Genomic DNA, 19,909 nt, shown 5'->3' with positions numbered 1-19,909 from the left:
GTGAAGGATGGAGAGTATGGCAGCACCACGGAAGTACAGCGTTGAGCTGAAGGAGCGGGCGACGCGGATGGCGGTGGAAGCCCGCAAGGACCCGGCCACGCGGCCGGGGGCGCTCAAACGGATCGGCGATCAACTCGGTGTGCACCCGGAGGCGCTGCGCACCTGGGTCAAGCAGGCCGAGATCGATGGCGGCGTTTGACCGGGTACCACGACCAGCGAGGCTGAACGGATCGCGCAGCTGGAACGGGAGAACCGTGAGCTGCGGCGGGCGAACACCATCTTGAAGCAGGCATCGGCTTTCTTTGCGGCGGAGATCGACCGCCCACAGCGCTGATCGTGGAGTTCGTCGCCACTCATCGTGGCGAACACGGAGTCGATCCGATCTGCGCGGCCTTGCGCGATACGGCCGCCCAGATCGCTCCGTCCACGGTGCGAGCCCATCTGAGTTCTCGCCGAGTCGAGGCGCCACGGGTGGTCCGTGACCGCGAGGTCCTCGGCGAGATCCGCACCGTGCATGCCGACAATCTCGGCGTCTACGGCGCCCGCAAAGTCCATGCCGAACTACACAGGAAGGGTATCGGCGTGGCCCGCTGCACCGTCGAACGATTGATGAAAGCTGATGGGCTACAGGGGATAACGAGGCTGAAGACACCCACGACCACGCACAGCGAGGGGGCCGAAACTCCGCAGCCGGCAGATCGTGTCGAACGGCAGTTCACCGCGGCGGCGCCGAATGCGCTGTGGGTGGCCGACCTGACCTACATCCGCACCCACTCGGGGTGGGTGTATGCCGCGTTCATCCTCGATGTCTTCTCGAGGATGATCGTGGGCTGGCAGGTCTCGACCACCATGCACACCGACCTCGCCCTCGACGCCCTGGACATGGGGTTGTGGGCCCGCTCGCGTGCCGGCCAGGACGTGGCCGGGCTGATTCACCACTCCGACCGCGGAGTGCAGTATCGAGCCATCCGTTACACCGAACGCCTCGCCGAAGCCGATGCGGTGACTTCGGTTGGCTCCAAGGGCGATTCGTACGACAATGCGATGGCCGAGGCGTTCAACTCGCTGTTCAAGGCCGAATGCATCCGCAACCCAATAATGCGCCCTCGAGGTGGCTGGGGCGGTGTCGGCGAGGTCGAGATCGCCGTCGCCGAGTACATCGACTGGTTCAATCACCGCCGCCTGCACGGCGAGATCGGACACGTCCCACCCGTCGAGTACGAGACCACCTACTGGTCGACCCACACAGTCACCAGCTACCGTGAAAACCCGGTCCCGGCAACCGCTGGAACCAACTAACCGAGCCTCCAACAAAGCCGGGGCGATTCAGTGTCGCACCTCCCACGCGTCTGGCAACGGTTTTCCAGTACCGACCCACTCGTGGTAGGCGCCCGTCTTGCCGGGAGGAAGCGCACGTGCTCCATACGAGTCCCCGTCACGTCCCATGAAACCGCCGTCGCTCGAACCTATCCTGTCCAGACGAGTGCCTTCGGGGATGTTGTCAGACACGTGGTAATCGCCCTTGAAACCGTTGTTGGGCGGGTACGCCCAGCCCTTGCCGTCAACCCAGTAGCGGTCCAGGATCTGCTCCGGAGTGAGGTTGCGGTAAGGGTTGTTGGCGATCGCGTCGTCGATGACGTTCTTCGGTACGCCGCCGGCCTCCAGTGACTTGCGGAGGAAGTCCGGATCGACGGCGCGTTTGAGTTCGTCGTGAGGGGGTGTCAGATGGTCTGTGTAAGTCCAGTGCTCATCAGTGAGAGGAAGATGTATGAGCATGGCGTTAGACGATACGCAGCGGGGCCACGACGACGAGCGGTTGCCTGAGCTGGCCGAGCCGCGCTCGACTGCGGAGGTGGCCGAGGCTTTGCAGGCCTCAGGCATGGTCGATGAGCTGCTCGCTCAGATCGATTCCGGGCAGGTCCAGATCACCGGCGAGGGCGGGTTGATTCCGGGCCTGATCAAACTCGCCCTCGAACGCGGCCTCAAGGCCGAGCTGACCGATCACCTCGGCTATGAGAAGGGTGACCCGGCCGGGCGGGAGCTGCCCAACGCCCGCAACGGTTCGAGCCCGAAAACGGTGGCCTGCGAGGCCGGACCGGTCCAGCTGAACATCCCTCGCGATCGCGATGGCACCTTCACCCCGCGACTGGTGCCGAAGGGCTCGCGCCGGCTCGGCGGCTTGGATGACATCATCATCTCCCTCTACGCCGGCGGCATGACGCTGCGCGACATCCAGCACCATCTGGCCTCGACGATCGGCACCGACCTCTCACATGAGACGATCTCGAAGATCTGCGACGAGGTCCTCGACGCGGTCGACGAATGGCAGAACCGGCCCTTGGAGGCGTTGTATCCCGTCATCTACCTCGACGCACTGGTGGTGAAGGTCAAAGACGGAGCCCACGTTCGAAACAAGCACGCCCACATCGCGATTGGCGTTGACATGGCCGGGATCAAGCATGTGCTGGGGATCTGGATTCAGGCCGAGGAAGGCGCGAAGTTCTGGGCCGGGGTGTGTGCGAATCTGGCCAATCGCGGCGTCAAGGACGTCCTGATCGTCTGCTGTGACGGGCTGACCGGATTCCCCGAGGCGATCGAGGCCACCTGGCCGCTGGCCACGGTGTAGACCTGCGTGGTGCATCTGATCCGCAACTCGATGCGGTTCGTGAACTACAGAGACCGCAAAGACGTCGCCCGGGCGATCAAACCGATCTACACCGCCCCCGACGCCGACACCGCTCGCCGCGAGTGGGAAGCCTTCCGGGACTCCGAGCTCGGGCTCAAATATCCGAGTGCGGCATTGGCTTTCGATCGCGCCTGGGACAGATTCATCCCGTTCCTAGCGTTCCCGCCCGAGCTACGCAAAGTCATCTACACCACCAACTCGATCGAGTCGCTGAACTACCAGCTACGCAAGGTGATCAAGAACAGGGGACACTTCCCCAACGACGTCGCGGTCCGCAAACTGTTGTGGTTGGCGATCTGCGACATCGAGGACAAACGCGCCAGGCAACGCGAGAAAGAACGCGGCACGCCCGCCGCCACGCGCAGAGCTCCCGGACGACTCGTCGAGGGACAGGTCGTGACGAACTGGAAACAGGCCCTCGAGCAACTCGCCCTGGCCTACCCCGACCGCATCGAACCCCACCTCAGCTAGACCCACCAACAACCACAGGAACACCAGGAGTCACGTTCTTACACAGACATCTTGACAAGCTCCGTCGTGAGCCCAGGCGGGGATCCTCTCCAATGCCGCCGCAAGCTCGGCCGCCCGCACGGACCCTTTCGACATGTTCATGCCGAACATCGCGGCACGCGACCCCATCAGTGCGCCCAGATCACCAGCGGCAGCGCCGACCGGATCCAGCACGTACGCAACCGGTCGTAAGACGGGGCCGACTGCGGTCACCAGAGCGCGGATCACGCCAGCGATACGTGCCCCCGTTTGCGTTGCCTTAGCCACTCCTGCCGCGGTTGCCAGAAGGCTACTGAGCCCAGAAGTCACCAGCATCAACGCGACGCCCACCGCAGCCGCTACCAGGAGCTCGCACGTCAATTCCCGGACAAGGTCGGCGATCCTGTCTCGGGTCCCACGCACTTCTTGTGCGAATTGGTTGCACAGCTTGGCGGTGGCATCACACGACTCCGCAATCCCGCCGAGGTGCTGGTCGATCAGGGATGCTTGATCTTGCGCTGGGACAACCTCGGCCGACCGTTCGCCTGCGATCGGTTCAATCGCAGATCGAACCGTATTCTGCTGCTTGCGAAGTGAAGTCGCAGCACGTGTCCACGCCTCTCCCGCCTTCTCGAGCTTGTCGGGATCTCCATCAGGGAAGATTTCCCCTTCGATGAACTCCTTCAGCCTCTCCCAGTTGCTCGGTTCTCCTGGCCCGCCGAAGGACGAACCCGCCGACAGCGTTGGAATCTTATCGAGCCTCTTGAGGTTCCCGGTGGGTGTAGCCGGCGTGCACAGTCCGATCGCGCTGTTCACGTTCGAATGGTTGAGCGCCGAGGCGTCCAGTAGCTCGGCCATCTTGGCGCACGCGTTCCCCATGAGCGCAATTCCTGCCAAGAGACTCTGCTCGCCGTTGACCGTCTGGTCATAGGAGGCGGCGAAGCTTCGGCCGGCCCCATCTTGACCTGCCATCCGGCGACAAGACTGCAGTGAGGAGTACAGGTCGTTGACTGTTCGGCCGATTTCGGCATGGACTTCCAAGAACGCATTTGCTGCTGTCGAGAACGATGCTGGGCGAACCGCTATCGGTGGCGTCAAGGCCACATCTTTCGCTGATGCTCCTGTAAGCCGCTGAACGCCGAGTGAGACCGATTCGCCGCCCTTCTGATTTCGACGATCGCCTCGCGAATGTCCTTCACGCCCTCGCGCCACTGCGTGTGCGCATCACGATGGGCCACTGCGCCTGCGCCAGTCCACACAAGGTGAAGGTCATCGACTCGCTTGTCCAGAGTTTGAATTCGCTCGTCGACCGCTGTCGCGAACCGTGCGAGGTCTTCGACGAATCTCTCCACAGCTGCCAACTCGATGCGGTCGGCGTCGTCAGAGGTCACGGCAACCTCAACGGCATGTAACTAGGCGAGCTCTCAATAACTTTCGCACCCGACGTGTCGCTGGCCGCATACGTCTGAGTAGCCGACAGTAGTAGTTGTCCCGTGGTCGCAAGGCCGTTCAAGACATGGTCGACGCCTTCGCAACAGTGCGCCCACGGCTCTTCGTACGAGTTTGCGGCCGTCCCAGACCAGCTGACGCCGAACAGATCCTCGGCGCGCTTGGTGATCGTCGACCACTCCTCACTGATGTCGCCATACAGAGTGGCTACGTCCTGCGATACAGCGCGCAGCGTCGCGAGATTGGCTGCCAGTTCTACGATTTCCCCCCTTTGACCGCTTGGCATGCTAGCGGCGCTTGTGAGGATATCGAGGACGTTGTCCACAAGGGAGTCTTGGGTGAGCGGATGTTGCGATACTCGCGCTCGGCACAACGTCTGTGAGAGCAGCGGACCGGAAACATTGGTCATTACGCCGGACGTAGCACCGCCACCAAGAACTCCGAATCCGCGGTGAACGGGCGGACATCCCAGGCCGACAGCAACACGTCGGGGTCAAAGCCAGCCGACCTCGCGTCGTCGAGGAACTCGTCGAACGGATAGTCCCGGCCCGCCCCGAAACCGATGACCGCGCGACCGTCGTCGCGCAGATGCGCACGCAACCGCTTCAGCACGGTGACGCGGGTACTCGGCGCCAGGAAGGTCATTACGTTGCCTGCGGACACGATGATGTCGAACGGTTCATCGATGTCGCGGGCAGGTAGGTCGAGTTCGGCGAGGTCGTTGACCAGCCAGCGCGGTCCCGGGTGATCTTTCTCGGCTGCGGCAACAAGGACCGGATCGACGTCTACACCGACAACGTCATGACCCATTGCTGCCAGATATCCGGCGATGCGTCCGGCTCCGCATCCGGCGTCAAGGATGCGCGAGCCGCGGGCTGCCATCGCGTCGATGAAGCGGGCCTCACCGACGACGTCCTTTCCCTCACGCTCCATCGTGCGGAATCGCTCGACGTACCAGTGGGAGTGCCCGGGATCGGCGGCGACCTTCTGCATCCAGATGCTCTGTTCGACCATGCGTCGCATTGTCGCAAAGATGCCTACTGATCCTGAGGTGAGGGAGCTGGCGTCGCATGCGACCGGTCGCCGTCGCTGTCACGACGGCGACCGGGGAGCGCACGTGAGTCATCCATTCGGCGAATGCCGTCTCTAGGAGCAGGTGCACTGTTTGTGATGGGAGGAGGCGAGTCTAGGCCTTCGACGCGAGCTCCTTTTGGTACTTGCGCGTCATGTGGTCGACCGCCTCGAGCTGCTTGGCGGCATGGCCTTCCCGTACCGCGCGGGCGTGCTCGGCGGCGTCGAGCGTCGCCTGCGCCTGGCCCTGGAAGTGCGGGAAAACCTCTTGCGCGAAGAGTTCCGCGGAACGCTTGGTGTCCTGCGGGTTCGCCCAGTCGTGGCCCATCTGCAGCAGGCACCCGAAACCTTGGGACTGATCCCACAGACGCTGGACCTGGGCCCGGGCCTGTTCTGGGGTGCCGATGACGCCGATGCCGGCCTGGTTGATGAAGTCGATCATCTCGGTGAGTTTGTTTCCGGAGACAGCCATCTGGGGGAATGCGGCGACGTGTTGGAAGTAGTCGAACCACTGCTCGATTCCGTATTCGACCTGGCGGTACGCCTCGGCCTCGGTCTCGGCGATGTGGAACGGACCGGCGAGGGTCCACTTACTGCGGTCGACCGTGACGTTGTTGGCCGCGGCCCGTTCTTCCATCACGTTCCAATGGTGGCAGGGCGTCGAAGCCGTCGGCAGACAGCGTCGCGCCGATCGACAACAGGCCGAGACCATGGGTGCCGGCCAGGCGTGGGCCGGTGGGGGAGGCCACTGCCGCGACGACCACGTCGATCCCGTCCGCGGAGTACGGCGCGAGCTGCAGCTTGGCGTCGTAGAGGTCATGGGTGCGCGTCTTCGCAGACACTGTCTCGCCACGCAGGAGGCGTACGACGATGTCGAGGTTCTCCTGCAGGAGTTCCCGGGTGTCGGTGGGGTTGAGGCCGATCATCGCGGAGTCGGTGGGCAGGGAACCGGGTCCGACGCCGAAGATGGTGCGGCCGCGGGTGAGGTGGTCGAGCTGCATGATGCGGTCGGCCGCCCACAGGGGGTTGTGGTAAGAGAGCGAGGTGACGCCGGTGCCGAAGCGGATGCGCTTCGCCCGCTGTGAGGCGGCGGCGATCATGATCTCCGGCGAGGCGATGATCTCGCTGCCGGCGGAGTGATGCTCGCCGAACCAGGCTTCGTCGTAGCCGAGGTGGTCGAGGTGTTCGACCAGGTCGAGGTCACGTTCCAGTGCGGCGGTGGGGTTGCGGCCGGGTGCGTGGAACGGCGCCATGAAGTATCCGAAGCGAAGCCTGCTCATGCGAGTCTCCTGTCGATCTGTCGGCCGGCGGTCTGTCGGCCACGACGAAAGACTAGAAAGAGTGTGACTGACGCCACAGTGCACGAAAGTGGACGGTTTGCTTTGGGCCTGCTGCCGCAGCGCCCGTTGCATGGCGTTGCATGTGCTCCACATCACAATTGAACCGGTACAGTTCAGGGATCGCGTCCGGAGGAAGGAGCACGGGATTGGCCAGTCAGTCGGTCGTGCTACCCGTCGATGAGTACGAGCGGGTCTTCGCCATCCTGGATGCATGCTCGCAGGCAGAAACTCTCGAGGCGTTCAAGAACGTCTTGATGGGTGCGCTGCACGAGCACTACAACTGTCTGAACACGACGTTCTTCACCGGCCCGACCTTTGTCACCGCGTTTTCGGATCCCAACCCCGTGGTCACGGGGCGGATCATGCCGGTGATCGACGAGTATCAAGCACGGTGGTATCCGAAGGACGTCTTCGCGTCCGCGCAGTCGCGGGCGGCGTTGTCGAAGAACCCGGCGATCTCGGCGGACAAGCTCGGCGGACTCGCCAGCGACTCCGTCAGTTATCTACAAGACTTCCTGTATCGCAAGCAGTTACACAGTGCATCCGTGATGCATCTCGACCTCGCGAACGATTGCCACGGGCTGGTCGGGTTGTTCGACTCAGAGGGTAGGCAACCGGACCGTCTGCGGTTGCATGCCATGGGGCTGCTGTCCCGGCAGCTGTCGAACCTGGCGAAATTGCTTCCCGGGGAGCCGCTCCCGTCGTGGCGGGAGTGTCTGTCGCCGCGGCAGATTGAGCTGGCGGAGCTCGTTGCGGATGGGCATACGAACGAGGAGATTGCGTCGATACTCAACCTGGGAGTCGACACGGTGAAGAAATACGTCAGCCGGGTGTTCGCGGCAACGCGGGTCCGGAACCGGGCGGAGTTGGTGAAGTTGGTTTGTATGGAAGGGCTGGCAAGGGCTTCCATCTAGCTTGCAGGGGCCTCAAACTAGCCGTTTCGCCAAGTGTGTATGGCGAGTGTTTAAGGGATCGAGTCGATGGTCTGATCCAAGAATTGCTCGACTGACGAGCATACGGTCTCTACTGGCGGGCGATCCGCGTCGTACCGAACGATCGTCGTGACTACGACCGCGTCGCCAGACTGAACGATCATCGAGCATTCTCCGGGGCCCATAGATCCAGACAGCACACGGCGACCTTTGATTGCCGTATCTGCGAACCATGTCGACCCAGCCTTGTTGAGGTCTTTGTATCCATCTAATCCAGCCTCAGGACGTAACAAATTGCCGACGAAGTGAGACAACGACGAAAGTCGGTCGCCTTGAAACTTCCATGTGCAACCGCGTGCCGTCTGGTGGTTAGAAGCCGCGACGTCTTCGACTGTGCTGGAGTCAATATCGATCGTCTGAAGCGCGACGGCGGAGACCTGCGTACATGGCTCGTAAGGAGTGCCGTCATTGTTGTTGCTCCAGCGGTCGGGAAACCTGTTCTCGAACGGCAACGGGGTTCCCGCGTCATCTGTCTGCCGGATTCCGGTTGGCCCACCTGACGTCATTGAGGTGGAGGGGGAGGCCGATTCAGCTTCGCCGGTTGTGGTGCACGCCGCCAACGGCGGGAATGCAAGCGAGACCGCTAGGAGAAGCCCAACTACATTCCTCATTGGACTAGTTCTCAATACCTCGAGCGCCATCTCGATCGGCGTTCTCGATGGTTGAGGCCGCAATCTCGCACTGGGATCCGAGATCTCGTGCAAGTTCTGCCTGGGCGAACAATTCTTTCTTCAGTGATGTGACAGCCGTCGTTAGGCCGTTGTACACGGAGAGTCCTTCGACGCAGTCACCTAAGTAGTTGGCACGGCCGATGTTACCGAGATCTGAATTAGCCTTCGCGAGGTCAGCCGCCGCATCAGCCGCAACCGCAGCTCGTCGCTCCCATAACGCGCGCTCCGAGCTGAGTAAGTACTCGCTCCCGTGCGGACTCACCGGCATCGCCGGTGCCGGTTGTGGCAACAGCGAGTCGTCCGAGAACGGTGTCGTCACAGGTCCCCCTCACGCTCGCGCGCCCCGACGGCGCCCCACCCTCGCCGATCAGACTAGCGTGACCCGCTGATTCCGACACCTGACCCTGCTGGCTGTGGAGTCCGGAGCGGAGATTCCCACGAAAGCCAGTCAGCCGCCGACACCCCTCTTGCTTGCGTATGCAGGTGCGACCCACACCGACCAGGGGCCGACAGTAGTGCCGCATCGACGGGTGTGGCCACCGAGCCCAAGCCTGGTGGCCACACCCATCTACGACGCACTATCCCCGCCGACGCCCGCGCTTCCGGTTCGCGAGGTGGTAGGAGTCCCGCGACATCTTCGACGCATACCCCGCACCCTCGACCCTTGCCTGCGCACCCAGCACCTCGATGCTCCGCAGCTCCTCCTCGATCGCCATGAACTCCTCGGGCGAAGCAAGCGCCGACGCCCGTCGAAGCTGCGACGCCGACTCGCCCAGCATCTCGTTACCGGCATCCAGGTCGCCGGCCTCGAACGCCTCCGAGGCCCTGAGCTTCGCCGCCTGCCCCTCCTGGTACAGCCGCTCCGACTCCACCTTCGGATCCGGCACGCGACCCGACGCCTCATCACCCGGAACCACATTCACCGAAATCGGCAGCGACACCGTGTGTTCGGTGAGCGTCGCGGTCTCTACGTACCGCAGCTCGAGCGTCGCGATCTGAGCCAACCCGAACGCGGCCAGTCCGTCGACCTTCATCCGCAGCAACAGCTTCCGCTCTTCGAGTGCATAGAAGTCGCCGAGTTCGATCATCACCTCGCCGTCGGCGGTCTGGTGTGCCGGCAGGTCGTTGTACAGCGACAACTCCTGCACCTGCGGGACAAAACGCACGGTCAGCGTCACCACCTGCGCCGACTTCGACAACAGACCCTCGATCTCGCCGGCGATCGCCGCACCCGCCGCGTCCGGGTTGTCGGCGAAGACGTGGTTGCCGTTGCCGGCGCGCGCCATCGCCGACAGCAGCGTCTCGTCGTAGCCGCGCCCGTAACCGAGCGTGGACGTGACGATCCCGTCGCCAGCGGCCTTCGACGTAACACTTTCGAACTTGTCGACCTCGAGAAGGCTGCGGTTCACGTGGCCGTCGCTAATGATCAGCACGGTGCCGCCCTGGAACCCGGTCGTCTGGGCGCTGCGCCGCAGTTCCCGCAGGCCGAGCAGGTAGCCCGACGACAGATCCGTGCAGCCACCGGCAGCGATCGACGCGATCGCGTCCACCGCGCGCTGCTTGTCCGACAGGGGAGCGGCCGGCACGACGACCTGCGCGTCGTCGTCGAAGGTGACCACACCGAACACATCCGACGGATCCAGCTGGGCGACAACGCCGGCCAGCGCCTTCTTCGCACCCTCGAGCGGGCTGCCGGACATCGACCCGCTCCGGTCGAGCACCACCTGCACGGCAGTAGGGGTGCGTGTGGTCTCGGGTCCCGCGGGAGCCTGCAGCTCCAGCAGAACGGTCACTTCATCGGCGGTCTCGTGGGCCACCATCTCGACGTCCAGAGCAGCGGAGAGTTTCATCATTCTTCCTTCCTCCGTCTCGGCCTTCGATCGAGACGGCGACTTTGCGCGAATCTGAGAATAGACCTTTGCGCAGACATTCGCATAGCCTTTTGCTGTGACCACTCGTTCGACGCCGCTCACCGACTACCCACGACCGAACGTGGCCGTCGACATCGCGGTCCTCACCGTTTCCGACGGCGCGCTGAACGTGGTGATCCAGCGCGACGAGCAGGAGAGAGCCGCGTTGCCGGGGCGGTTCGTCCGAGAGCGACGCACCGTCGAGGAGACGGTGCGCGAGGTACTCGAACTGAAACTGGGGCTGTCGCCCGATCACGTCCGACCGCACCTGCTGGCGGTCTTCAGTGATCCTGACCGGGATCCTCGGGGATGGACGATCTCGGTCGCGCATGCCGTGGCCCTGCCGGCCGCCGAATTATCCGACGTCACGGGCGAACTCGCGCCGGTGACACCAACCGGTCAGCTGGCATCAGGGGAGCGGGTCCTTTACGACCACGCCGAGATCATTGCAGCGGCCACCGACAAACTCCGCGAACGCTACGAAGACCAGCCCGACCCGGACAACCTCCTACGGCCCCCGTACACGCTGTCGGAGCTGCGGGAACTGCATGAAGCGATCCTCGGACGGCGGCTGATGCGGGACTCGTTCAACCGACGCGCGCAGCCACTGCTCGCACCGCAGCTCGACGCCGAGGGCAAACCTGCGACGCGGGTCGGCGGCGGACGCCCCGCACGGCTGTACGCGAAAGACGCGCCACCGACCGCGACCTTCGGGTGGCGGTTGCCTAGCCCGAGGCCCGACACTCATTAGCGGCCACGCGACAACACCGGACGACGCCCAGGATTCGCAGCGTCGTGCGACCACTGAACAAAGGAACTCGATGACGGACTCCACGGGCTCGCTGCGTCGCGCCCTCGGTCTCCACGACGCGGTGCTGGTCGGGCTCGGTGCGATGCTCGGCGCCGGAATCTTCGTCGCACTCGCGCCGGCCGCCGCCGCTGCCGGGTCTTGGCTGCTGGTCGGCCTCGCGATCGCGGGCGTCGTCGCTTATTGCAACGCAACATCTTCGGCGCGGCTGGCTGCTCTCTACCCAGTCTCGGGTGGCACCTACGTGTACGGCCGGGAGCGCCTCGGCGAGTTCTGGGGCTACCTCGCCGGCTGGGCGTTCGTCATCGGCAAGACCGCGTCGTGCGCCGCGATGGCGCTGACGGTCGGGGTGTACGTGTGGCCGGAGAATGCCCACGCAGTTGCGGTTGCCGCCGTGGTCGCCTTGACTGCGGTGAACTACGCGGGAGTGCAGAAAGCGGCGTGGCTGACGCGGATCATCGTCGCGTTCGTGCTGGCGGTGCTGGCCGCGGTGGTGGTGTCCGCGTTCACGTCGGACGTCGCCGCCCCCGATCGTCTGACGCTGGGCTCTGACACCAGCGTTCTCGGCGTGCTGCAGGCGGCGGGTCTGCTGTTCTTCGCCTTCGCCGGGTACGCCCGGATCGCGACGCTGGGCGAGGAGGTCCGCGACCCGGCCCGCACCATTCCCCGCGCGATCGGCATCTCCCTCGGGCTGACCCTCGTGGTCTACGCGCTGGTCGCGACCGCGGCACTCAGCGTTCTGGGGGCCGATGAACTCGGCGACGCCGCAGCACCGTTGACGGCTGTCGCCGAATCCGTGGGCGTCGACTGGCTGGTCCCGGTGGTCCGCGTCGGCGCTGCGGTTGCCGCGATCGGCTCCCTGCTCGCACTCATCCTCGGCGTCTCGAGGACCGTGTTCGCGATGTCCCGCGACGGTCATCTGCCGCGTCCACTGGCCGCCGTGCACGCGCGGACGCAGGTCCCGCATCGCGCCGAGTTGGTGGTCGGCGGAGTGGTCGCGGTGGTCGCCGCCACCGCCGACGTCCGGGCGGCCATCGGATTCTCGTCGTTCGGCGTGCTTCTCTACTACGCCGTCGCCAACGCGTCGGCGCTCACGCTGACCCGCGACGAGAACCGTCCCGCGCGAGCCACCCCCGTGGTGGGTGTGACCGGGTGCGTGGTGGTGGCGTTCACGTTGCCACTCACCTCGGTGCTCGCCGGGGTGATCGTCCTAGCAGTCGGAGCCGGCGTGTACGCGTTTCGCAGTACACGCCGGCTCCGACAATAGGGCTCAGGAAGGAGCGTTCGTCACGGGTGGACGCCGCGCTGGTTCAGCCACACCTGCGGGTTGATCTTGTTGCCGTTGGCATCCCAGAACCTCGTAGTGCAGGTGAGGACCGGTGGACTCGGACGGTGATGACCATCCCCGGTCAGGCGCCCAAGAGTGATTCCACCGCGAAGACAGACCGCTCGCATGACTGAATCGGTGCCGAACCCATCAGCGATGTCGGATCAACTCGGTACAGTGCCTGCGACAAGCCAGGACCGACCGAGGATCTCCATGACTGAAGTGACCGCGAACCAAGTGGTTGAAGAACTCAGACTCACTCCACTTCAAGTGCTGACTGTGCGCTCGCTGCAGGCGCGCATGCTCATGGCTGACCTCGAAGCGGAACGTAAGGACCGGAACACCATTCAGAAGACGAATGACCTGCATCGCTTCGTCTTGCAGTCCTTCGTGGATGTCGTGCCGGTGGGTGGAGCCGACTGGCTTCCCGACGAGCTGGAGAACTTCGACCGTGGATCGATCGACGACAAGGTCGAACTATTCGTCAACCTCGCCGCTTCGCTCGCGCCGCAGGTCCATGTCCGATCAGCGGCGCTGGTGATCCTCGTCGAACTTCTGACGCTGGAACCCTGGACCGACGGGAACCGATGGGACAAGAAGACACGCGAGTCGAGCCTTGAACTCGCAGCCCAAGATCTTGGGGGGTTGAAAGACGGCGACCTCAAGTCTGCGAACGGTGAGTTGGAGAGCGTACGGAAGGCGTTGCGACTCAAGTCAATCAAGTGGGGTCGAGTGGTCGCCGCGACTGCTGTCGGCGCAGGAGTCGGCATCGTCACCGCAGGCTGGGCAGCCCCTGCGATCGGCGCCGCGATCGGAAGCACCATGGGTCTGACGGGGGCGGCCGCGACGTCGGCGGGCTTGGCGGCTCTCGGTGGTGGTTCGCTGGCAGCAGGCGGCTTCGGCGTCGCCGGCGGGACAATGCTCTTGACAGGAATCGGGGGCGTCGCCATTGGCGGTGCAGTCGCTGCCGGAACGGGATTCAGTCCGCTCGCTTCTCAGGCGATTGCCGCCGAAGCAGTGAAACTCGATCTGATCGCCAAATTGGTACTCGCAGACTCGCCCAACCGAGACGAGAAGGTGCGACGCGTGGTCGAAAGCCTGCAGGAGAACATCAACACCCTGACCGACCGAACCAGGTTGCTGGTGGAGAAGATCGACAGCCTGCGCGCCGAGAATGCTCAGACCAAAGCCGAGAACTCCTCGCTCAAAGCGCAAATCGAAGAGATGAAGGTCGAGCTCCGCGAACTTCGTTCCGCGACGACGACCCTGACTGTGGTGCGCGACCGGTTGCCAGCGATGGATGTGGAATGACTGACGACGAGATCGAGCTCAACCTCGATACCCAAGCGCGACGCCTCAGTGAGCTCGACGACATCATCGGCTCCGCACTCAAGGACGAGGAGTCGATGGTCGAACTTCCAGAGACGTCCCATCGCCAGTCGTATGACGAACTCACCGCGTACAACAAGCAACTCAGGACGCAACGGGGTTGGGAAGAGGTCGACCTCGACCAAGCCCTGACAGCAAGTCAGCGTGAAGCGTGGGAGAACTGGCTCACCAAGCACCGCCTCGAGTGGAGGACTTCGGACTATCTTGCAGTCGGCGCGGCCGGTCTGATCGGCCTACTGTGCTGCTGGTTCGACTCGACGATCGACCGCGCAGTGCGGGATCGACTGAAGGGTCTCAAAGATACTGCCACATTGCAGATGTGGGAGAGCGCCAGGAAACGGCTGCCCATCGACTACATGGGCCCCGGATTCGGGGGCCGCGCGCACCGCGTTAAGTCTGCCGGCCATGACCTTGCACGTCCGATCGAAGCGATCCGACAGGTGATGGAAGGTGAATTCCGTGGGGTCCGTTGGGTGGATGGAGTTCCGCAGGCGGTAGACCAAGTCGGACGCTTCAGAGGACCACTACCTACCACGGAGGCCGCGTCCCGGTTAGGCCAGCATCTACTCGCGGATGTGATCACGGAGATGAGCCTGCCGATTCCAGGGATGTCCCTGCTCTACGAGAGCGATTCGACCGCGCTTCGGGACTTTGCGCTCCACGCGTACAGCGGACTCGCTAATGGAACCGGCTGGAACATTCGGAACGGAATCGCCAACCCCTCGATGACGGTCATCGTCGTCGAAGTTCTCATGCGGACATATGTACATGGCGAAGCCCTGCACCGAACTGGAACCGCTGAACTCGACTGGCCAGGCCAGCGTCGCCGCACGGAACTGCTCCTGGCCGCCCACGGTCTTGTATCGGCCATCTCCTTGGGCAAGGTCACTGCCCAGATGGCGGCGCACGCGGCTACCGGAGATTACTTGCGCGCGCTGCATCCGTCTCACATCCGGCACGCGAACATTCCGGCGCTGCTCCGCACCGGCACTCTAGCCGCGACCGCCGTCAGTGACGCATATCGCGCATCACAAATTCCAAGCGCTCGATCATGGGACGAACTCGTCATGGCAACCGCTCAGCCGTGGCAACTCGGTCTAATCGATCGCGTTGAGCAACTGAGTGATACGGATGCCAACCTGATCGGACCATTGCAGGATCTTGCGTAAGGCCCGTAGCCTCGCGTGCCTGTGTCGACCGGTTGTCGACGATGTCCGCGCTCGGCACGTCTATCCCGTGCTTTGTGAATAATTGATGAAGCCAGACGGAGACTTGCCTCAAATGCTCTCGACCGCGATCACAAGATGATCGCGGTCGAGAGCTGGTGAACACACCGCAAGACGCTTGGCGCGAGCGATGCTCTCAGGCAGGAGCGTTCGTCACGGGTGGACGCCGCGCTGGTTCAGCCACACCTGCGGGTTGATCTTCTTGCCGTTGGCATCCCAGACCTCGTAATGCAGGTGGGGGCCGGTGGACTGGCCGCGGTTACCGACGGTGGCGATCTTCTGGCCGGCAGTGACGTGCTGACCGGGGCGGACGAAGCTCTGATCAACGTGGCCGAAGACGCCGGTGGTGCCGTCGTCCTGCTTCACGCGGACCCACTGCCCGAAGCCGGAGGCCGGGCCGGACTCGAGGACGACTCCGTCGGTCACGGCGTAAATGGGGGTACCGACTTTGTTGGCGATGTCGACTCCGTTGTGATTGGTGCCCCAACGCGGGCCATAACCCGACGTCACGGTGCCGCTGACAGGCTTGACGGCCTTGCGGATGCCCGGGTGGCCGGGCACGGCGGGAGTGAATACCGACGGCGGCAGGATGTCGCGAGCGAACTTGTCGAGCTCGGGCGGCAGGACCAGTCCGGCCGGCATCTTCACGCTCTCCGGCAGCGCGATCTTCGCCGGCTGAGGCGCGGGCTGGGCTGCAGCCTGTGCGGCGTTGCCAACGGTGAGGCCGATCGCGCCGACAAAGGCGACGAGCGCACCGGCTCGCACCGCCTTGCGGGTGCGGGTCTGCGTCGAGTGATGAGCGTTCATGGGGTGTAGAGGCACAGCTTTTCCGTCTCGGTAACGATTTGGTATCGGGCAGGACACGGCGAGGTTACCCACACGGACCTGAGCTGCTCCTTAGAAAGCGGGCTCAAGGTGGGCGAGCTCACTTCTGAGCGACTGATTGCCGAGGTCAACGTGGGCCCGGTCGCCTTTCGGGCGTCGTCGAGATGGCGTTTGTGCAGGTCGCTTCTCCACGTCGCTGGGCGATGGGTGCGGTGACCGGGTCGCAAGAACACGGGACGCGATCTCGACGGTCGGGCGGCGGCCGCGACGACGCGGTGGAACCGATGCTGTGGACAGCCGCCGCGAGGACCTGGGCCGGGTGATCTAGCATCATCCGGCACGGGGATGAAGGTCGGGGGATTCGATGACTGTCACGTATGCGGGTGAGGTGCGCGCCTACCTGTCCGGGTTCGGCGATCCGCCGAGGCTCTACGACGCCCTGCGCGAGGCGCACCTGTCGGTGCCGCTCGACGTCCACGGACGATTCTTCACCCTGGTCCAGGGCGGGCTGCCCTGGATGCTCGCGTTCACGACGCCCCAGCGTCTGCGCGACTTCGCCGACCTGACCGACCGCGACCCCGCCGAGGTCACCTACATCGACGTCCAGGGCCAGGCACTCATCGACGAGGTGCTCGACAAAGCCCCGGAACCGACGGGCCTCGTCGTCGACCCGATGACACCCACGCAGATGACTTTCCCTCCGCTGAAGGACTTCACCCCGCACTGTTACTACGACGACGAGGGCGAGATCATCCGATGACTGAGAAGCTGACTGTCGATCCGGACGACATCAAGAAGGCCGGCGAGGGAATCAACGGCGTGATCGACGGTCTCGGAGACACCGGCGCCGCGGCCGGGTACACCGCAGCGCTCGGCCGGGGATACGGGGATCTCGACCTCGACGGCAAGTCGATCGGTCACGCCGATCCCAAAGCCGGACTCGAGGAATACTGCGATCGCTGGGAATGGGGGGTTCGGGCGCTCGTCACAGGCGCGGCCGAACTGTCGCGCGGACTCGGACTCGGGGCGAGTCACTATGAGCGCGAGGAGAAGTGGGCCGAAGGTCAGTTCAAAGACATGGTGATGGACATCGCCGGTGACCCGAGCCTGACTGCCGAGGACATCAAGAAGATGTCGTGGGGCGACCTGTGGGATCACAACCGCAACGTGCTGACGAATCCGGAATGGTCGCTGAGCGACGCCGAGAAACAGCGTCACCTCGACTTCGCCGAGGAGAACCGCGAGAGTTTCTTGAATGACCTCGCGACCATCAAGCGTCACCAGATGGACCCGCGAACCCTGATCGAAGACACCATGGATGGATTCGAGAGAGATGGTTTTACGGCCGGCGAGCCCCCGGGCGACGAACGTACGGTTCGAGCGCCAGATTCAGCTGGGACACCGCATGACTGAGGTCGCCTGAATGGATCCATTCGGCATCATCGAGGGCGGAAGGGAATTCGTCGGCGGACTCGTCGACGGTGCCACCGATCTCGTCGGCAAGGGTCTCCGTGCAGTAGGGCTCGAGAAGATCGCGATCGAAGTCGAGGACTTCGGAGATGACATCGCGAATTCTATGGGCGCCATGCCCGACGAGAAAGAACTGGGAAGGACGAACGACCCGAAAGAACTCATCCTCGGGGATCCCGGCGCCATCACCGCAGCCGCTGGCACATTCGAGGGATTCGCAGGCAACTTCACGAAGGCCGGCGAAGGACTCCGCGGAATCTCGGCTGGCAACTGGGTCGGTGCCGGCGCTGACGGATTCCACGACGCCATGGGCCAGCAGGTTCCGCGGTGGTTCGCCGCCGCCGAGGCCGCGTCGAATGCCGCTGCAGCTCTGACGAAATGGACAGGCGTCGTCGAGTTCGCCCAGCAGAAGGCACGCGATGCCATCCGAATATGGGAGGAGGGCGAACGTCTACGCGACGAATGGAAAGCCAAGGCCGAAACCTACAACGCCGAACTCGACGACTATCGGAACGACCGCCGCGACACCCCGCCCGTCCATCCCGGACCGAACCCCTGGCCAGGGTATGAAAGCGAGGCACGACGAGTCCTGAAAGTTGGTCGTGATCACCGGAATTCGGCTGCACCAGGCACGAAGTCCGAACTCAGCGCCGCCGCGAACCTGGCACCGCCCATGCCCTCAGCCTTCGAACAGGCTCAGATGGAGGCCAAAGACGTCGGAACCGGCGCCGTCACGGCGTTCAATCATTTCGAGTTCGGACTCGTCGGCGCGGGGACCGAGATGTTCAAGTCGCTGTGGATGCTCGCCCCGCAGAATCCGTACAACGTCGCCAGACCGCATCAGTACGTACGCAACTCCGCCGGGCTGATCATTGGCATCACCAGCCAGATCGCCCACCCCGACGCCGCTGTCCGAAACTTTGTTGGTGGCGGATGGTCTACCGATCCGGCGAGCAGCTTCGGCACCCTGCTCGGAAATGTGGCGGCGACTGCCGCTCCGGGACCCAAAGGTCTGTCACTTCTCAAGCTCACCAAAGCGGCGCCCGACGTACCGACACCGTCCCCCAGGCCGCACGCCGGAACAGCTCCCGATGCGCCGGCGCCCACCGCCCCGACGCCTCCCACCCCGTCTGCGCCCCACTCGGCATCTCCCGACGGCTCGGCGCCCACACCCGGAGCCACCCCGTCCCGAGACCTGCCTCCCCATCACGGACCCGATCTATCCACTCACGAGAGACCGCTTCCACGAGAGCCCGACCCCGGTCCCACTCCTGCAACGCCAACCCATTCCGAATCGACGTCCACGGCGCCCGTGCCAGATCATGCTGCCCCGCCACCGGGTCCACCCGAACCCACACCCGCAGCGGGGCCACCGCACTCGCCCACACCACGTTCCGATTCCGCCACGCCCGATCAACCCGTCGGTGGCGGTACCTTCGACAGTCCATCACCGACCTCGCCACACTCAGGTGACCCAGCTCCTACATCCACACCGGCAGCCCCTTCGGCGACGCGAACAGACGCACCGGACGCGTCCACACCGGACGCGGGGGACACCACACCGGGCGGTAGGGGATCAGGTGAGGACGACCCGCCAGGTCCTGATCGCGGAGAAACGACCACACCCGCCGTCGAACACAGTCCCGGTGGCGATTCGCCGTCAACCAAGAACGACGGTGACGCCGGCGGACAGAACGTAGGGCATCACGACGACGCAGCTGCCCGCGAAAGCGACGTCACACCGACCAATGTTGACCACGCCCTGACCAATTCGGATGGCGACGGCACAGGGCAACCGGTCGTGCGCACCGACGAACCTTCAGGTCCCTATCCGTCCAAACCCGTCGACGACAACGCGTCGCCTGGACCGCACCCTGTTCGTCCGGATGCGGACACACCCGGGCCCAACGCGCGGCCGACACCGACGGTCCATCCCGAGTCACCTGTCGGGTCACACAACGGACCCGACGCCCCGACGAGGACTCCCTCAGATGGTCAGTCACCGAACGGGACGCCGGTCGTACCTGTCTCTGGACCGCACCCGGTGTCGGGGCCGCACGCTCCTTCACACGCCGTGCCGGACGCAGGCCAGCCGAAGCCCACCAGCGCACCGGTCAGTCCTGGTGCTGCCGCCAGAGCCGACACGCCTGCCGCACCTCCACGGGCCCCCGATCACACACCCGACCGCACCACACCGGCGCGGACCACCCCGGACAACGCCACCCCTGCACGCGATGGCGCTCGGCCGACTCCGTC

The 19,909-nt window shown here is 64.3% G+C and carries 17 protein-coding genes, 5 pseudogenes and 1 other annotated feature; of the genes and pseudogenes, 10 read left to right on the top strand and 12 right to left on the bottom strand.

Annotated features, from left to right (window positions below; genetic code table 11):
* Positions 1-16: 16 nt before the first annotated feature.
* A pseudogene (locus BPODLACK_RS07775) lies at positions 17-1,299 on the top strand (IS3 family transposase).
* Positions 295-423, top strand: a sequence feature (AL1L pseudoknot). It overlaps the preceding pseudogene by 129 nt.
* Before the next feature lie 27 nt (positions 1,300-1,326).
* On the opposite strand, the gene BPODLACK_RS07770 reads toward BPODLACK_RS07775, so the two are convergent.
* Complete coding sequence (locus BPODLACK_RS07770; RefSeq protein WP_236577633.1) at positions 1,327-1,776, bottom strand: glycohydrolase toxin TNT-related protein; 450 nt, start codon at positions 1,774-1,776, stop codon at positions 1,327-1,329.
* Between BPODLACK_RS07770 and BPODLACK_RS07765 the strand changes: the two are divergent.
* Positions 1,769-3,157, top strand: a pseudogene (locus BPODLACK_RS07765) (IS256 family transposase). The gene BPODLACK_RS07770 and the pseudogene BPODLACK_RS07765 sit on opposite strands and share 8 nt — an antisense overlap.
* A gap of 30 nt (positions 3,158-3,187) precedes the next feature.
* Here BPODLACK_RS07765 and BPODLACK_RS07760 read toward each other — a convergent pair.
* From BPODLACK_RS07760 to BPODLACK_RS07740, 5 genes and pseudogenes are all read right to left on the bottom strand, one after another.
* Positions 3,188-4,216 (bottom strand): WXG100-like domain-containing protein, encoded by a 1,029-nt coding sequence (locus BPODLACK_RS07760; protein WP_236577632.1) that lies wholly within the window; start codon positions 4,214-4,216, stop codon positions 3,188-3,190.
* Positions 4,217-4,269: 53 nt separating this feature from the next.
* The gene (locus BPODLACK_RS07755) at positions 4,270-4,566 is read right to left on the bottom strand and encodes a WXG100 family type VII secretion target (RefSeq protein WP_159405034.1); all 297 of its coding nucleotides are present in this window, start codon (positions 4,564-4,566) and stop codon (positions 4,270-4,272) included.
* On the bottom strand, positions 4,563-5,033 hold the full coding sequence (locus tag BPODLACK_RS07750) for a WXG100 family type VII secretion target (protein WP_236577631.1): 471 nt from the start codon (positions 5,031-5,033) through the stop codon (positions 4,563-4,565). Before BPODLACK_RS07750 ends, BPODLACK_RS07755 begins: the two co-directional genes overlap by 4 nt.
* Positions 5,033-5,638: a class I SAM-dependent methyltransferase gene (locus tag BPODLACK_RS07745; protein WP_159405033.1), complete on the bottom strand. Its 606-nt coding sequence runs from the start codon at positions 5,636-5,638 to the stop codon at positions 5,033-5,035. Before BPODLACK_RS07745 ends, BPODLACK_RS07750 begins: the two co-directional genes overlap by 1 nt.
* 172 nt (positions 5,639-5,810) lie before the next feature.
* Positions 5,811-6,975: pseudogene (locus BPODLACK_RS07740) on the bottom strand (LLM class flavin-dependent oxidoreductase).
* 206 nt (positions 6,976-7,181) lie between these two features.
* Here BPODLACK_RS07740 and BPODLACK_RS07735 point away from each other — a divergent pair.
* On the top strand, positions 7,182-7,949 hold the full coding sequence (locus BPODLACK_RS07735; protein WP_159405032.1) for a helix-turn-helix transcriptional regulator: 768 nt from the start codon (positions 7,182-7,184) through the stop codon (positions 7,947-7,949).
* Between the two features lie 50 nt (positions 7,950-7,999).
* Here the strand turns inward: BPODLACK_RS07735 and BPODLACK_RS07730 are convergent, their stop codons facing one another.
* The 3 genes from BPODLACK_RS07730 to BPODLACK_RS07725 all read right to left on the bottom strand — a co-directional run bounded on the left by BPODLACK_RS07730 (position 8,000) and on the right by BPODLACK_RS07725 (position 10,548).
* Positions 8,000-8,638 carry a DUF3558 family protein gene (locus BPODLACK_RS07730; protein ID WP_159405031.1) on the bottom strand — a complete coding sequence of 213 codons (639 nt, stop codon included), beginning with the start codon at positions 8,636-8,638 and terminating at the stop codon, positions 8,000-8,002.
* A gap of 4 nt (positions 8,639-8,642) precedes the next feature.
* Complete coding sequence (locus BPODLACK_RS23520; protein ID WP_236577630.1) at positions 8,643-9,017, bottom strand: hypothetical protein; 375 nt, start codon at positions 9,015-9,017, stop codon at positions 8,643-8,645.
* 259 nt (positions 9,018-9,276) lie between these two features.
* The gene (locus BPODLACK_RS07725) at positions 9,277-10,548 is read right to left on the bottom strand and encodes a vWA domain-containing protein (RefSeq protein WP_159405098.1); all 1,272 of its coding nucleotides are present in this window, start codon (positions 10,546-10,548) and stop codon (positions 9,277-9,279) included.
* Between the two features lie 97 nt (positions 10,549-10,645).
* Between BPODLACK_RS07725 and BPODLACK_RS07720 the strand changes: the two genes are divergently transcribed.
* Both BPODLACK_RS07720 and BPODLACK_RS07715 read left to right on the top strand, forming a co-directional pair.
* The gene (locus tag BPODLACK_RS07720; protein WP_159405030.1) at positions 10,646-11,359 is read left to right on the top strand and encodes an NUDIX hydrolase; all 714 of its coding nucleotides are present in this window, start codon (positions 10,646-10,648) and stop codon (positions 11,357-11,359) included.
* A 70-nt stretch (positions 11,360-11,429) separates the two neighbouring features.
* Positions 11,430-12,683 carry an APC family permease gene (locus tag BPODLACK_RS07715; protein ID WP_159405029.1) on the top strand — a complete coding sequence of 418 codons (1,254 nt, stop codon included), beginning with the start codon at positions 11,430-11,432 and terminating at the stop codon, positions 12,681-12,683.
* Between the two features lie 20 nt (positions 12,684-12,703).
* Here the strand turns inward: BPODLACK_RS07715 and BPODLACK_RS23515 are convergent.
* Positions 12,704-12,803, bottom strand: a pseudogene (locus BPODLACK_RS23515) (M23 family metallopeptidase); the annotation flags it as partial.
* A gap of 153 nt (positions 12,804-12,956) precedes the next feature.
* Here BPODLACK_RS23515 and BPODLACK_RS07705 point away from each other — a divergent pair.
* Complete coding sequence (locus tag BPODLACK_RS07705; RefSeq protein ID WP_159405028.1) at positions 12,957-14,054, top strand: cell division protein ZapB; 1,098 nt, start codon at positions 12,957-12,959, stop codon at positions 14,052-14,054.
* Complete coding sequence (locus BPODLACK_RS07700) at positions 14,051-15,301, top strand: hypothetical protein (protein ID WP_159405027.1); 1,251 nt, start codon at positions 14,051-14,053, stop codon at positions 15,299-15,301. Before BPODLACK_RS07705 ends, BPODLACK_RS07700 begins: the two co-directional genes overlap by 4 nt.
* A gap of 210 nt (positions 15,302-15,511) precedes the next feature.
* Here the strand turns inward: BPODLACK_RS07700 and BPODLACK_RS07695 are convergent, their stop codons facing one another.
* On the bottom strand, positions 15,512-16,165 hold the full coding sequence (locus BPODLACK_RS07695; protein ID WP_159405026.1) for a M23 family metallopeptidase: 654 nt from the start codon (positions 16,163-16,165) through the stop codon (positions 15,512-15,514).
* Positions 16,166-16,547: 382 nt separating this feature from the next.
* Here BPODLACK_RS07695 and BPODLACK_RS07690 point away from each other — a divergent pair, with 382 nt between their 5' ends.
* From BPODLACK_RS07690 to BPODLACK_RS23825, 3 genes and pseudogenes are all read left to right on the top strand, one after another.
* Positions 16,548-16,943, top strand: coding sequence for an SseB family protein (locus BPODLACK_RS07690; protein WP_024497988.1), 396 nt, complete (start codon positions 16,548-16,550; stop codon positions 16,941-16,943).
* Entirely contained in the window at positions 16,940-17,596 is a 657-nt protein-coding gene (locus BPODLACK_RS07685; RefSeq protein ID WP_159405025.1) for a hypothetical protein, read from the top strand. Before BPODLACK_RS07690 ends, BPODLACK_RS07685 begins: the two co-directional genes overlap by 4 nt.
* Positions 17,597-17,606: 10 nt before the next feature.
* A pseudogene (locus BPODLACK_RS23825) lies at positions 17,607-18,272 on the top strand (WXG100 family type VII secretion target); the annotation flags it as partial.
* A gap of 60 nt (positions 18,273-18,332) precedes the next feature.
* Here the strand turns inward: BPODLACK_RS23825 and BPODLACK_RS23505 are convergent.
* Positions 18,333-18,551, bottom strand: coding sequence for a hypothetical protein (locus BPODLACK_RS23505; RefSeq protein WP_236577628.1), 219 nt, complete (start codon positions 18,549-18,551; stop codon positions 18,333-18,335).
* Between the last annotated feature and the right edge of the window lie 1,358 nt (positions 18,552-19,909).

Source organism: Gordonia sp. YY1 (assembly GCF_009872315.1).
Classification (GTDB): Bacteria; Actinomycetota; Actinomycetes; order Mycobacteriales; family Mycobacteriaceae; genus Gordonia; species Gordonia amicalis.
The sequence above is the reverse complement of the archived record's forward strand: the minus strand, read 5'-3'. Positions and strand labels throughout refer to the sequence as shown.